Annotated in this window: 10 protein-coding genes; 7 read left to right on the top strand and 3 right to left on the bottom strand. The window is 71.9% G+C overall.

Annotated elements, in window-relative coordinates; genetic code table 11:
• Positions 1–242: 242 nt before the first annotated feature.
• Together ACGFJ2_RS43960 and clpX are read left to right on the top strand one after the other, a co-directional pair.
• The gene (locus ACGFJ2_RS43960) at positions 243–1,421 is read left to right on the top strand and encodes a cytochrome P450 (RefSeq protein WP_393478683.1); all 1,179 of its coding nucleotides are present in this window, start codon (positions 243–245) and stop codon (positions 1,419–1,421) included.
• Positions 1,422–1,440: 19 nt separating this feature from the next.
• The gene (gene clpX, locus ACGFJ2_RS43955) at positions 1,441–2,655 is read left to right on the top strand and encodes an ATP-dependent Clp protease ATP-binding subunit ClpX (RefSeq protein ID WP_393478680.1); all 1,215 of its coding nucleotides are present in this window, start codon (positions 1,441–1,443) and stop codon (positions 2,653–2,655) included.
• A gap of 4 nt (positions 2,656–2,659) precedes the next feature.
• On the opposite strand, the gene ACGFJ2_RS43950 is transcribed toward clpX, so the two are convergent.
• Positions 2,660–3,646 carry a phosphotransferase family protein gene (locus ACGFJ2_RS43950; protein ID WP_393478678.1) on the bottom strand — a complete coding sequence of 329 codons (987 nt, stop codon included), beginning with the start codon at positions 3,644–3,646 and terminating at the stop codon, positions 2,660–2,662.
• Between the two features lie 158 nt (positions 3,647–3,804).
• On the opposite strand from ACGFJ2_RS43950, the gene ACGFJ2_RS43945 reads away from it, so the two are divergent.
• The 4 genes from ACGFJ2_RS43945 (at position 3,805) to ACGFJ2_RS43930 (ending at position 10,897) form a co-directional block, all read left to right on the top strand.
• Positions 3,805–4,287, top strand: a complete 483-nt coding sequence (locus ACGFJ2_RS43945; protein WP_357954113.1) for a cation:proton antiporter regulatory subunit — start codon at positions 3,805–3,807, stop codon at positions 4,285–4,287.
• 8 nt (positions 4,288–4,295) lie between these two features.
• Positions 4,296–5,456 (top strand): cation:proton antiporter, encoded by a 1,161-nt coding sequence (locus tag ACGFJ2_RS43940; RefSeq protein WP_357954116.1) that lies wholly within the window; start codon positions 4,296–4,298, stop codon positions 5,454–5,456.
• 219 nt (positions 5,457–5,675) lie between these two features.
• Complete coding sequence (locus ACGFJ2_RS43935) at positions 5,676–9,638, top strand: Pls/PosA family non-ribosomal peptide synthetase (protein WP_393478674.1); 3,963 nt, start codon at positions 5,676–5,678, stop codon at positions 9,636–9,638.
• Positions 9,635–10,897 carry a M1 family metallopeptidase gene (locus ACGFJ2_RS43930; protein WP_393478671.1) on the top strand — a complete coding sequence of 421 codons (1,263 nt, stop codon included), beginning with the start codon at positions 9,635–9,637 and terminating at the stop codon, positions 10,895–10,897. The genes ACGFJ2_RS43935 and ACGFJ2_RS43930 overlap by 4 nt, the downstream gene beginning before the upstream one ends.
• 6 nt (positions 10,898–10,903) lie before the next feature.
• On the opposite strand, the gene ACGFJ2_RS43925 is transcribed toward ACGFJ2_RS43930, so the two are convergent.
• Positions 10,904–12,268, bottom strand: a complete 1,365-nt coding sequence (locus ACGFJ2_RS43925) for an MDR family MFS transporter (protein ID WP_393478668.1) — start codon at positions 12,266–12,268, stop codon at positions 10,904–10,906.
• 95 nt (positions 12,269–12,363) lie between these two features.
• Here ACGFJ2_RS43925 and ACGFJ2_RS43920 point away from each other — a divergent pair, with 95 nt between their 5' ends.
• On the top strand, positions 12,364–12,945 hold the full coding sequence (locus tag ACGFJ2_RS43920; protein ID WP_357954124.1) for a TetR/AcrR family transcriptional regulator: 582 nt from the start codon (positions 12,364–12,366) through the stop codon (positions 12,943–12,945).
• A 15-nt stretch (positions 12,946–12,960) separates the two neighbouring features.
• Here ACGFJ2_RS43920 and ACGFJ2_RS43915 read toward each other — a convergent pair whose 3' ends face one another.
• Positions 12,961–13,830 carry a phenylalanine 4-monooxygenase gene (locus ACGFJ2_RS43915; protein ID WP_357954125.1) on the bottom strand — a complete coding sequence of 290 codons (870 nt, stop codon included), beginning with the start codon at positions 13,828–13,830 and terminating at the stop codon, positions 12,961–12,963.
• Between the last annotated feature and the right edge of the window lie 103 nt (positions 13,831–13,933).

Here is a 13,933-nt window from a genome sequence, read left to right as displayed (position 1 = left end):
GTGCGTTTCAAGCGTTCTGTCCTCTAGATAGGTGGCTGTTGCCGTAGCGGGGGACACGAACGCCGGCCTCATCGGTGTGCTCCTTGGGTCGGTGGACTGGTTGCCGGGAGGGAGTACAACAGACGGCCGCCGGGCCGGGCAACCGATTTTGCGCGACCTGCTGGAGTTTGCCGAACAGCCATCATCAAGATACCTTCACCATCCGTATGATGAGATCATCCGAAATTCGGCGTGGAGGACACATGACCAGCGACGTACCGCACATCGACCTCACCGACCCCGACGTGCACCGCGACCCCTTCACCGCCTACGGCCGCGCTCGCGAGATCTCCCCCATCGCCCGTGTGGGCGCCCCCGGCTTCGGCCCCATGTGGGTCGTGACCCGCCACGCCGACATCAAGACGATGCTCGGCGACCCCCGATTCGAGATCAGAAGCGACAGCTTCATGCGGCCCGACGTCCCCGAGGACTACCGGCCGCACATGCGCACCATGTCGGAGATGAACGGCGCCGAGCACCTGCGGCTACGCAGGCTGGCCGCCCCCGCCTTCACCGCCCGCCGCGCCGCCGACTTCGCCCCGCGCGTCGCGCCGATCGTCGAGGCGCTCCTCGACGACCTGCCCGGTCACGGCCCCGTCGACCTGATGGCCCATTTCGCCCGGCCGCTGCCCATGGACGTGATCTGCGAGCTCGTCGGCATCCCCGTGCCCGACCGCCTCCGCTGGCGCGAGTACGGCGCCACCGTCGTCACCAGCGCGGGCCCCGCCTTCGCCGCCGCCATACCCGCGATCATCGACGGCGCCAAGGCGGCGGTCGCCCGCCGCAGGACCGAACCCGCCGACGACCTGATCTCCGACCTCATCGAGGCCCAGGCGGAAGACGGCGACCGGCTCAGCGACACCGAGCTCGTCACCCTCATCTGGCATCTGGTCATGGCCGGCCAAACCCCCACCAACCTCATCGCCAACGCCGTCGAGACCCTGCTCACCCACCCCGAGCAACTGGCCGCGCTCCGCGCCGACCCCGGCCTCATGCCTGGCGCCGTCGAAGAGCTCATCCGCTGGTGCGGCCCCACCCTGCTGACGATCCCCCGCTACGCCCGCGAAGACGCCGAACTGTGCGGCACCCCCATAGCCAAGGGAGACGCCGTCACCGCCTCCATCGCCGCCGCCCACCGCGACCCCCGCGCCTACGCCGACCCGGACCGCCTCGACCTCACCCGGCCAGCCGGACAACCCGGGCATCTCGGCTTCGCCCACGGCCCGCACTTCTGTGTCGGCGCCGCCCTCGCCCGCGTACAGACCGAAGTCGCCCTCACCACCCTGCTGCGCCGCCACCCCGGCCTCGCGCTCGCCGAGCCCGCGCCGCGCGCCCCCGACCCCGGCACCTGGCGCCTGGCCGCCCTCACCGTGACCCTCTGATCATCGAGGAGACACCTCAGTGGTCCGCGACCAGCCGACATGCACCTTCTGCGGCAAGACCCAGCGGCAGGTCCGCAAGCTCATCGCCGGCCCCGCCGGCATCTGCATCTGTGACGAATGCATCGGACTCTGCACCGAACTCATCAAGGCCGAGCGCACCCCGCCCCCTGACCTGCCCACACCACGGGACATGCACGAACGCCTCGACCACTACGTCATCGGCCAGGACGCCGCCAAAAGAACACTCGCCGTCGCCGTCTACAACCACTACAAACGCGTCCGGCACACCGAGGACCTCGAACTCGGCAAATCCAACATCCTGCTCATCGGCCCCACCGGCAGCGGCAAGACCCACCTCGCCCAGACCCTCGCCAGAATGCTCGACGTGCCCTTCGCCATCGCCGACGCCACCGCGCTGACCGAAGCCGGCTACGTCGGCGAAGACGTCGAGACCATCCTCCTCAAGCTCCTTCAGGCCGCCGGAAACGACATCGCGAAGGCCGAGACAGGCATCGTCTACATCGACGAGATCGACAAGATCACCCGTAAGAGCGACAACCCCTCCATCACCCGCGACGTCTCGGGCGAAGGCGTCCAGCAGGCACTGCTCAAGATCCTGGAAGGCACCACCGTCGGCGTCGCGCCCCAAGGCGGCCGCAAACACCCCCACCAGGAAGTCATCCACATCGACACCACCCATGTGCTGTTCATCGCGGGTGGCGCCTTCACCGGCCTCGACGACCTCATCGGCCGACGCACCGGCCGCGGCAGCGCCGGATACGCCCCCACCCGGAGAACCGGCCCGCGACCTCACGTCACCCCCGCCGACCTGCTGAGCTTCGGTCTCATCCCCGAACTCGTCGGCCGGCTACCGGTGATCTCCACCCTGGACCCGCTCGACCGCGCGGACCTCATCCGGATCCTCACCGAACCCCGCAACGCGGTCATCAGGCAGTATCAGCGGCTCTTCGCCCTCGACGGCATCGACCTCGAATTCACCGCCGAAGCCCTCGCCGCCATCGCCGACCAGGCGCTCCTGCGCCGCACCGGCGCCAGGGCCGTCCGCGCCATCCTCGAAGAGACACTGCTCAATCTCATGTACGAAATGCCGAGCCGCGACGACGTGGCCCGGATCGTCATCGACCGCGACACCGTACTCGACAATGTCAATCCCACCCTGGTGCCCCACGACCACCCCAGCCGCCGCCCGGAACGCCACGGCAAGTCGGCCTGACAGCTCACCCGCCGACGAACGCCAGCGCCTGCTGCAGATTGTGCTCGGCGATCCCCCGCATGAACTCACGCCCCGGAAAATCACCCTCGATCAACCGCAACGGCCCGGCCACCAGCGACAGCCGCATCGCCAGCGTGTAGAACGACAGCCGCCGCTCATCCAGCCCCTCCCAGCGCAGCGACTCGTAATGCTCGTGGAAGCGCAGGCGCAGGAACGCGTGCTCCCACTCGACGTCGAAGTACATCAGCCCCTCGATGTCGATCAGCATCGGCCGCCCCGCGTCGTCCACCAGCACGTGGTCCGGTCCCAGCTCCCCATGGACCAGCGCGTGCGCCGAGCGCGGCCGAACGCCCGCCGCCAGCTCCCGGACCACGCCCGCCAGCCGATCATGAGCCGCCGCGAGCCGCCCGTCCCGAGCTGCCCCGTCCTCGAGGTCGACGAGCGCCCGGTCGAAGACCAGCTGCTCGCACGACCGGCCCGCCGAGACCCCGCCACGGTCGACCCAGGCCACCTTGCCGAAGCCCGGCGCCACCTGACCCCGCATCTCCTCGAGCGCTTCGGCCAGCCGCGCGAGGACCGGAGCCGCCGCCCGCGGATCACGCTGGAGCAGCGTCTCCAACGTCCCGCCCGGCACGTCCTCGACCACCGCGATGTCGGCCGGATAGAGCTCCCTGCTCCGGTCGGCCAGATAGACCCGCGGCACCCGCACCCCGGCGGCGTCCAGCCGCCGATGAGCGGCCTCGAACAACTCCAGACCGGAAGCGGGCGAGAACGGGTCCGCGGGATCGTCGACCTGAAGACCGGGCCAGTAGTTCTCGGCCGCGTCCCAGATATAGGCGATGGCGGTGAAACCGTCGTCGAGGAGGAGCCGGTACACGCCCTTCTTCGTGCCCCCTCGAAGGCGCGTCACGTCGGCCAGCCGGCGCTCGGCCCCCAGGGCCGCCCGCGCCACACCCGTCAGCTGCTCACGCGCGGCGAACCTGCGTTCCATGGCTCCCCCGATGGTCTAGCGGCGACTTTCAGGTGTGGGACGATAACACGGCGTTGACGCCGTCCCGCCTGCTCTCCCCCCAGACGACCCCCGCTGTCAACACTCAGAATTGATACGGTTTGGCCAAGTAATCGAAATCTTGACCGGATGGGGTAGCGGTGGAGATCGAACAGACGGCGTTGCCAGGAATCGGGCTGCGGCACGAGTTCACCACGCGGTCCGGGCGGCGGATCGGCATCGTCTCACACCGCACCGGCCGCCGGGATCTGGTGATCTACGATCCCGCCGACCCCGATCGCGCGTGCGAGACCGTCAAGCTGAACGACGAGGAAGCCGACGCGCTGGCCGAGCTGCTGGGCGCGCCGCGGGTGATCCAGCGGCTCAACGACCTGCACCGCGAGGTCGAGGGACTGGTCAGCGAGAAGCTGCCGATCGCTGAGGACTCGCCGTACGCGGGCCGGCCGATGGGAGACGCGCGGGTGCGCACCCGTACGGGCGCCTCCATCGTGGCCGCGGTACGCGCCGGCCAGGTCCTGGTCAGCCCGGGCCCGGACTTCGTCCTGGCGGCGGGCGACATCGTCGTCGTGGTGGGCAGCGCTGACAGCACCGCCGCGGTGGCCGACATCTTCATCAACGGGTAGGGCCGCGAGTGCATCACACGGCGATTCTGTTCCTGGAGTTCGGCGCGGTTCTGCTGGGGCTTGGCATCCTGGGAGCGCTGGCCCTGCGCGTCGGCATCTCCCCGATCCCCCTCTATCTGATCGCTGGACTCGCCTTCGGCACCGGCGGCATTCTGCCGCTGGCCACCAGCGAGGAGTTCATCTCTGTCGGCGCCGAGCTCGGCGTCATCCTGCTGCTGCTCACCCTCGGCCTGGAGTACAACGCCGACGAGCTGGTGACCAGCTTGAAGGGCAACGCCCGGGCCGGGCTCGTGGATCTGGTGCTGAACGCGGCACCGGGCGCGATCTGCGCCTTACTTCTGGGCTGGGGCCCGGTGGCGGCGGTGGCGATGGCCGGGGTCACCTACGCCACGTCCTCCGGCATCACCGCGAAAGTGCTGTCGGACCTGGGCTGGATCGGCAACCGGGAGACACCGGTGGTGCTGTCGCTCCTGGTCTTCGAGGACCTGACGATGGCCGTCTACCTGCCCGTCCTGACCGCCCTGCTGGCCGGGTTGAGCCTGGTGGGCGGCGCGGTCACGGTGGCCATCGCGCTGGGCACGGTCAGCGTGGTGCTGCTGGTCGCGCTGCGCTACGGCCGCTTCATCGAGGCGTTCGTGCGCAGCCCCAACTCCGAGGTGCTGCTGCTGAAGGTGGTCGGGCTGGCGTTGCTGGTGGCCGGTGTGGCCCAGCAGCTCCAGGTGTCGGCCGCGGTCGGCGCGTTCCTGGTCGGCATCGCGCTGTCCGGGGAGCTGGCGGAGGACGCCCAGGCGCTGCTGGCCCCGCTGCGTGACCTGTTCGCGGCCGTCTTCTTCGTCTTCTTCGGCCTGCAGACGGACCCGACGAAGATCGGCCCGGTGGCCGGGCTGGCCGTGTTGCTGGCCGTGGTCAGCATGGTCACCAAGTTGCTGACCGGCTTCTACGCCGCTCGCCGGGCCGGCATAGGCAAGGCCGGACGGGCCAGAGCGGGGATCTCGCTGATCCCCCGCGGTGAGTTCAACATCGTGATCGCCGGGCTGGCGGTGGGCGCCGGTGCCCACCCCGATCTCGGGCCACTGGCCGCGGCATATGTGCTGATCCTGGCCGCGTTCGGGCCGCTGGCGGCGCGGCTGGTCCAGCCGTGGATCACCGCCATCGCCAAGCGTGCGTGAGCTCGGGACTAAGCGCGCCCGCCGCCTTTACAAAGTAGACTCCTACCCGCGCGCCCCCGCAGGCACCGCTGGATCGGAATATACGGCCGATGTGCGACTGTTGGTATCCCGGTGGCGCAAAAGCCACAAAGGCGGCGGACGCAGCGTGTGCCCTTCGGAGCCCCTTCAGGGGCAGCAGGATGCGGCAGGGTCGGCTCCGCCTGACTTGAGGAGCAGTATTTGCGCCCATACGCAGCCGATCTCCTACACCTCGATCATATCGAAGACATTGACCGTTTCGAGCCGTTAAGAATCGCTTCACGGGCCGTTTATCCAGCGGGCCCGCTGGCCTCGGCGCCCCGTACCCTGCTCGACATCCTCGACGAGACCGCGCGCCTCCACCCGGACGAACCCGCGCTCGACGACGGCACCACCCGATTCGACTACCGGCGGCTCCGCGCCGAGGTGGCGCGGGTGGCGGACGAGCTCACGGCGTCCGGCGTCCGCCGCGGCGACCGGGTGGGCGTGCGCGTGCCGTCCGGCACCGTCGAGCTGTACGTCACGATCCTCGCCGTGCTCGCGGCCGGCGCCGCGTACGTGCCCGTCGACGCCGACGACCCCGAGGAGCGCGCCGAGCTGGTCTTCACCGAGGCCGCCGTCTCCGCGATCGTGACCGGCAGGGCGAGCGACGAGCCGGCGGACGACCCGGCGGACGAGCTGACCGGCAGACTGGTCGTACGGACCATGTCGCCCGAGTCGCCGGCCCCCCGCGACGATCACGCTCCGCGACCGCCCGAGCCGGACGACGACGCCTGGATCATCTTCACCTCCGGCTCCACCGGCAAGCCCAAGGGCGTCGCCGTGACGCACCGCTCCGCCGCCGCGTTCGTCGACGCCGAGGCCGGCCTGTTCCTCCAGGAGCGCCCGCTGGGCCCCGGCGACCGGGTGCTCGCGGGCCTGTCGGTCGCCTTCGACGCCTCCTGCGAGGAGATGTGGCTGGCCTGGCGGCACGGTGCCTGCCTGGTGCCCGCCCCCCGGTCGCTGGTGCGTACCGGCATGGACCTGGGACCCTGGCTGGCCGCGCAGGGCATCACGGCCGTCTCGACGGTGCCTACCCTGGCCGCGCTCTGGCCGGTCGAGTCGCTCGACGGCATCCGGCTGCTCATCTTCGGTGGCGAGGCGTGCCCGCCCGAGCTGGTGGAGCGGCTGGCCGTACCGGAACGAGAGGTCTGGAACACCTACGGCCCCACCGAGGCGACGGTCGTCGCGTGCGCGGCGCGGCTCACCGGCGCGGAGCCCGTACGCATCGGGCTGCCCCTCGACGGCTGGGATCTGGCCGTGGTCGGCGAGTCGGGCGACCCGGTGGCCATGGGCGAGACCGGAGAGCTGATCATCGGCGGTGTGGGCCTGGCCCGCTACCTGGACGCGGCCAAGGACGCCGAGAAGTACACGCCGCTGCCGTCACTCGGCTGGGAACGCGCCTACCGCAGCGGCGACCTCGTACGCGCCGAGCCGGAAGGGCTCTACTTCCTCGGCCGGGCCGACGACCAGGTGAAGCTGGGCGGCCGGCGGATCGAGCTGGGCGAGGTGGACGCCGCGCTGCAGGCGCTGCCGGGCGTCACGGGCGCGGCCGCCGCGGTGCGGACCGCCGGTGGCGGCCACCAGTTGCTCGTCGGCTACCTGGTCGCGGGCGACGGGTTCGACCTCGCGGAGGCCCGCGAACTGCTGGCGGAATCGCTGCCCGCCGCGCTGGTCCCCCGGCTGGCGATGGTCGAGGCGCTCCCGACCCGTACCTCGGGCAAGATCGACCGTGACGCGCTGCCCTGGCCGCTGACCGAGCCGGGCACCTCGGCCGCCGCGCCCGGCGAGCTGAGCCCGGTCGAGACCTGGCTGGCCGAGCGGTGGAGCGACATCCTCGGCGTCGCGCCGGACGGGCCGGAGGCCGACTTCTTCACCGACGGCGGTACGAGCCTGGCCGCGGCCCGGCTCGTGTCGGTCCTGCGGGCCGACTACCCGGACGTGGCCGTGGGCGACGTCTACGCGCACCCGACGCTGGCCGGGCTGGCGGAGCTGCTGGCCACGCGCGGCCCGGCCAAGTCGGCCCGCCGGGCGGTGACCCCGATGCCCGTGCGGGCCTCGGTGGCGCAGGCCGCGCTGATGGTGCCGCTGCTCACGGCGGGCGCCATGCGCTGGATCGTGCTGCTGGCGACGCTCGGCAACCTGCTCGCGCCGCCTTGGGCGCCTGCCCTGTCGTGGTGGTGGGTGGCGCTGGGCTGGCTGGTCTTCGTCACCCCGCCGGGACGGATGGGCCTGGCCGCGGGCTCGGCCCGGCTGCTGCTGCGCCGCGTACGGCCCGGCCGCCATCCGCGCGGCGGCGGCGTGCACCTGCGGCTGTGGTTCGCCGAACAGCTGGCCGCCAGGCTCGGCGTCCCCGACCTGGCCAGCGCGCCCTGGATGGGCCTGTACGCCCGGATGCTCGGCGCCAAGGTGGGCCCCGACGCCGACCTGCACTCCGCTCCCCCGGTGACCGGGCTGCTCCGGCTGGGCGGCGGCGCCTCGGTCGAGCCGGAGGTCGATCTCAGCGGCTACTGGTACGACGGCGACGTCGTGCGCGTCGGCGAGATCCGGATCGGCGCGGGCGCCACGATCGGCTCCCGGTCGACGCTGCTGCCCGGCACCAAGATCGGAAAGAACGCCCAGATCGCCCCGGGCTCGGCGGTCGCGGGCACCGTACCGGCCGGGCAGCGCTGGGCCGGGGCCCCGGCCTCCCGGCAGGGCAAGTCGCGCCGGTCCCGGCCTTCCGACCGGGCCGTCCGCTCCCGGCGCTGGGTGCTGGTGTACGGCCTGTCGGCCGTCGTGCTCAGCCTGTTCCCCGCGGTCGCCATCGTGTCCGGCCTGGCGGTCCTGGCCCGCTACGCCGGGGACGCGCGCACCCTCGGCGAGGCGCTCACCGGCGCGCTGATCGGCGTGCCGCTCGCGACGGTCGTCGGAATGGCGGTGTTCGCCCTGGTCACGCTGGTGAGCGTGCGGCTGCTCGGCATCCGCCTGCGCCCCGGCCACCATCCGGTGCACAGCCGCCAGGCGTGGCAGGCGTGGGCGACGGGCCGGCTGATGTCCGCGGCCCGGGTCTGGCTGTTCCCGCTGTACGCGAGCGTGCTGACGCCGGCCTGGCTGCGCGCGCTCGGCATGAAGGTGGGCCGGGGCGTGGAGCTGTCGACCGTGCTCGCGCTGCCCACCATGACCTCCGTCGGTGACGGCGCCTTCCTGGCCGACGACACGATGGTGGCCCCGTACGAGCTCGACGGCGGCTGGATGCACATCGCGACGGCGCGCATCGGCAAGCGGGCCTTCCTCGGCAACTCGGGGATGACCGCGCCGGGCCGCAAGGTGCCAAAGGACGGCCTGGTGGGCGTGCTGTCGGCGACGCCGAAGAAGGCCAAGTCCGGCTCGTCGTACCTGGGCATGCCGCCCGTCGAGCTGCGCCGGACCACCGAGGAGGGCGACCGGAGCCGCACCTACGACCCGCCCGCGCGGCTGAAGGTGGCCCGCGCGCTGGTCGAGATCTGCCGTGTGGTGCCCGCGATGGGCACGGTGGCGCTGGCCGTGCTGACCGCCGGGGCCGTGGAGTGGCTCGCGGCGTCGTACGGCTTCGTGGTGGCCGCGCTGCTCGGCGGCGTGCTGTTCCTCACGGCCGGAGTGGTCGCGGCGGCCGTGGCGACCGCCGCGAAATGGGCGCTGGTGGGCCGGATCGCGGCGGGCAACCGGCCGCTGTGGAGCTCGTTCGTCTGGCGCAACGAGCTGGCGGACAACTTCGTGGAGGTGCTGGCGGCGCCCTGGTTCGCCGAACCGTGGCTGGGAACAGCGCCCCTGAACGTGTGGCTGCGCTCACTCGGGGCAAGCATCGGGCATGGGGTCACCCTTCACACCTACTGGCTGCCCGAGGCGGACCTGGTGAGCGTCGGCGACGGCGCCAGCGTCAACCGGGGCTGCGTGCTGCAGACGCACCTGTTCCACGACCGGGTCATGAGCATGGACACCGTCACGCTGGACGGGGGCGCGACACTCGGCCCGCACGGCGTGATCCTGCCCGCCGCGCGGGTCGGCGCCGACGCCACGATCGGCCCCGCCTCGCTGGTCATGCGTGGAGAGGGCGTTCCCGACGGCTCCCGATGGTTCGGCAATCCCATCGCGGCCTGGCGATGACGTCGTACTTCCCCTCGCACGGCGACCTCAGGTACGGGGTCGCGCACTACGAACTGGCGCTGAAGTACCGCGTGTCGACCAACTGGCTGGACGGCACGGCCCGGCTGTCGGTGCTCGCACACGAGCCGCTCGACGGCCTGGACCTGGACTTCGGCCAGTTCCGCGTGGTCGGCGTCACCGTCGGCGGCCTCAGCGCCCGCTACACACATCGCGACGGCAAGCTGCGCGTCAGCCTGCCGTCGACACTGCTCGCCGGGGACACCGCCACGGTGGAGGTCCGCTACACCGGCAGTCCCCGGCCGGTGCGGAGCCCGTGGGGCGGCCTGGGCTGGGAGGAGCTGAGCGACGGCGCGCTGGTGGCCGGTCAGCCGATCGGCGCGCCCTCGTGGTTCCCGTGCAACGACCGGCCCGACGACAAGGCGTCCTACCGGATCACGGTCACCACCGCCTCGCCGTACCAGGTGGTCGCCAACGGCGTGCTCGCCGGCAAGTCGCGGTCGGCGGGCACCACGACCTGGGTGTACGAGCAGGCCGAGCCCATGGCGAGCTACCTGGCCAGCGTGCAGGTCGGGCGCTACCAGTTCACGGACGTGGGCCGCACGCGCCTGGCCCACCCCTCCCGGCTCGGGACGCGCGCCCGCCACGACTTCGGCCGCCAGGACCAGATGATGGCGCTGTTCACCGACCGGTTCGGCCCGTACCCCTTCGCCACCTGCACCGTCGTGGTGGCCGACGACGACCTCGACATCCCGGTCGAGGCCCAGGGCATGGCGATCTTCGGGCGCAACCACGTCGACGGCCGGCGCGGGCACGAGCGGCTGGTCGCGCACGAACTGGCGCACCAGTGGTTCGGCAACAGCCTGACCGTGGCCGCCTGGAACGACATCTGGCTGCAGGAGGGCTTCGCCACCTACGCCGAGTGGCTGTGGTCGGAGGCGTCCGGCGGGCAGACGGCCGACGAGCTGGCCGCCCGCTGGCGCCGCCGCCTGGAGGTGCTCCCCCAGGACTTCGTGCTGGCCGACCCGGGGCCGGCGGTGATGTTCGACGACCGCGTCTACAAGCGCGGGGCCCTCACCCTGCACGCGCTGCGGCGGACGCTGGGCGACCAGGCGTTCTTCTGGCACCTGCGGGACTGGACCACCGCTCACCGGCACGGCAACGTCTCCACCGACGCCTTCATCGCCCACATGCGGCGGCACACCGCCCTGCCTGTCGGGCCGCTGTTGTCGTCGTGGCTGTACGACAAACAGCTGCCGTGACGCCGGTCACGTGCGCTGATACCAGAGAGCCGGTACGACGGCGAGGGCGGTGAACGCCAACGCCCAGGCGAACGTGTGGCCGAACGCGGTCCCCGGATGGTCGGCGAGCTGGCGTTGCAGGATGACGGCGAGCACGGCGGTGCCGAACGAGCCGCCGAGCTGCTGCATGATCCGGGTGGTGCTGCTGGCGTGCGGAATCCGCGCCCGGTCCAGGCCGCGGAAGGCGCCGACCATGATGGCCATGTTGGCCGCGCTCAGCCCGGCACCCCGGACGACCAGCGCGACGCCCAGGATCAGGCCGCCGGTGTGCCGGTCGGCGAGGGCGAAGGGGAGGGTACCCAGCGCCGTCATGGCGATGCCCGCGAGGACGACCGGCCGGGGGCCGACGCGGTCGGTGACGCCGCCCAGCCCTCTGGCGAGGAGGCTGCCCAGCCCCTGCGGCGCCAATAACAGCCCCGCGGCCACCACGCTCGCGCCGCGGTCCTGCTGGTAGTACAGCGGGAGCAGCAGCATCGATCCGAACATCGCCAGCCCCGACAGGAACAGCAGCGCCGAGGACACGGCGAACGCCCGCGTGCGGAACAGCCGCAGGTCGATGAGCGGGTCCTCGGTGCGCGTCGCGCGGTAGGCGAAGCCGGTCAGCAGCAGTGCCCCGGCCGCCAGCGGGCCGAGCACCGCCGCGTGACCGAACCCGCCTTCGGCGCCCACCCGCGTCAGCCCGTACACGAGGGCGGCCAGCGCGGGCGAGAGCAGGAGCAGGCCGGTCACATCGAGGCGGTGGCCGTCGCGCGGAGAGTCGGCGGGCAGGCCGCGCCAGGCCAGCAGCACCGCGAGCAGGCTGATGGGGACGTTGACGTAGAAGATCCAGCGCCAGCTCAGATGACCCGCGATCAGGCCGCCGGCGACCGGGCCGAGGATCGGGCCGACGAGGGCGGGCAGGCTGACGACGGCCATCAGCCGGCCGAGCCGCCGGCCGTCCGCCGCCCGCATGAGCACGGTCTGCAGGATCGGCAGCATCAGCCCGCCGCCGACGCCCTGCGCCACGCGGAAGGCGATGAGCGAGCCGAGGTTCCAGGCCAGGCCGCACAGCACGGAACCCGCCAGGAACAACAGCTGCGAGGCCAGCCACATCCGCTTGGCGCCGAAGCGGTCCACGGCCCAGCCGGTGATCGGGATCGCCATCGCCAGCGCGAGCAGGTAGCCGGTGCTCACCCACTGGACGGCCGACACCGGCGCGTCCAGGTCGCGGCCCAGGGTGTGCAGGGCGACGTTCACGATGGTGCTGTCCAGCAGGGGCGCCAGCGCGCCGAGAACGAGGATCCCGGCGAGCTTCAGCACCGCGGGGTCCAGCCGTTCGGAGGTGGTGGTCATGTTCCGTCTCCCCGGTCGATTAGAGACGCATCGTCTCCAATCCGTACGATAAGCTCGGCATGACAGGAGACGCAACGTCTCTAACGGAGGTTCTGGTGCCGCAGCAGACCAACCAGCGCCGTCGCGGCGCGGCGCTGGAGGAGACGATCCTCGAGGCCGCCTGGGCGGAGCTGGCCGAGGTCGGCTACGCCCGTCTGACCATGGAAGGCGTGGCCGCCCGGGCCCGCACCGGCAAGCAGGTCCTCTACCGCCGCTGGCGCAACCGGGCCGAGCTCGTCGTCGCCGCCATGCGCCACAGCACCGGATCCATCGCCGACCAGCCGCCCGACACCGGCGAACTGCGCGGCGACGTCCTCGCCGTGCTGCGCCGGATGGTCGAGCGGCAGCGCGACATCGGCCAGGACGTCATCCACGGCCTCCTGGCCGACGCCCCCGACCTCGACCCGGGCCCGTTCGCCATCATGAGCGAGGTGATGACCGGCGTGCTCGAACGGGCCGCCCAGCGCGGTGAGATCGCCTCCGCCCAGCTGAGCCCCCGCGTCGTCTCGGTGGCGACCAACCTGCTGCGCCACGAGATCATGTTCGCCCGGCACCCCGTCTCCGACGGCACGCTCGTCGAGATCGTGGACGAGGTGTTCCTGCCCCTGGTCCACGCCACAGCGCGCCGGCGCCGTTAGGCGTCCGGCGGGTCTCTAGCCTTGTGGCCGCAGTCGCGCCGCCGTGTCGTCGTCGAAGGTGTCGAGGAAGGCCGCGAGGGTGTCGGCGACGTGCGGCAGGGAGCGGGCGCGGAACAGCACGGGCTGGTATCCGGAGATCTCGTAGGGGGTGGCCAGCACCTCGAGCGGCTTCAGGTCGCGGATCCGGCTGCGGCCGATCCGCTCGATCTCGCCGTACGACGACAGCAGCGCTGCCCCGTACGCCTTCGGACTCCCGCCCTCCTCCAGAACCCCATATTCCAGGGTGAACCAGTACAGATCACTGATGATCTGCAGGGCTTTCTCCGTCTCCACCCGCGTCGCGGCGTTGCCGATCAGCCGGTAGATCGCGGCGAACTCCGGCGCGGCCAGGTGGATGCCATGGCCGAACACGTCGTGGATGATGTCCGGCTCCGGCGAGTACAACGGCACCGCCGGGTGGCGGACGAACTGCACGGCGTGGAAGTAGCCCCGGGCCATCGACCCGAGGAAGCGCTTGTTCTCCACCACTCCCCCGGCCAGCGTGAAGTCGAACCCCGTCAGCCGCCGCAGCCGGGCGCCGACCACCGCGTGCGGCGGGATGCGGTCGGCGGGGACCCGGATCTCCTCCCGCGCCTCCAGCGCGGCCCGGCACGCGTGGGCGCGGTGCGCGCCGTCGAGCGCCCGATGGACCCGGCGCCAGGTGGCGTGCTCGCTCTCGGTGTAGTCCACCGGCGGCGACGGGTCCCCCACCCGGTGGCCGCGGGCCAGCTCGGCGAACGCGTGGCGCCGGGCGAGGTAGCGCGAGTCACACCGCCCGGGGTGCTCGGCGGCGGCGCCGATCGCGCCGTCGGCGCTGATCGGGGTCCGGCGCCACACATCGCTCATGGACAGATTCATTACCGGACGGTCGCGCGCCTGACGCCTGCGGCCATAGGCTTTACCGAAGCTTGGCGGGTCCGCGTGGATCATGGGACGCTGGGACGTACGA

The organism is Nonomuraea sp. NPDC049028, from assembly GCF_043197735.1.
In the GTDB taxonomy this organism is placed as follows: Bacteria; Actinomycetota; Actinomycetes; order Streptosporangiales; family Streptosporangiaceae; genus Nonomuraea.
Note: the sequence above shows the minus strand (reverse complement) of the source record. Positions and strands in the feature narration are given on the sequence as shown.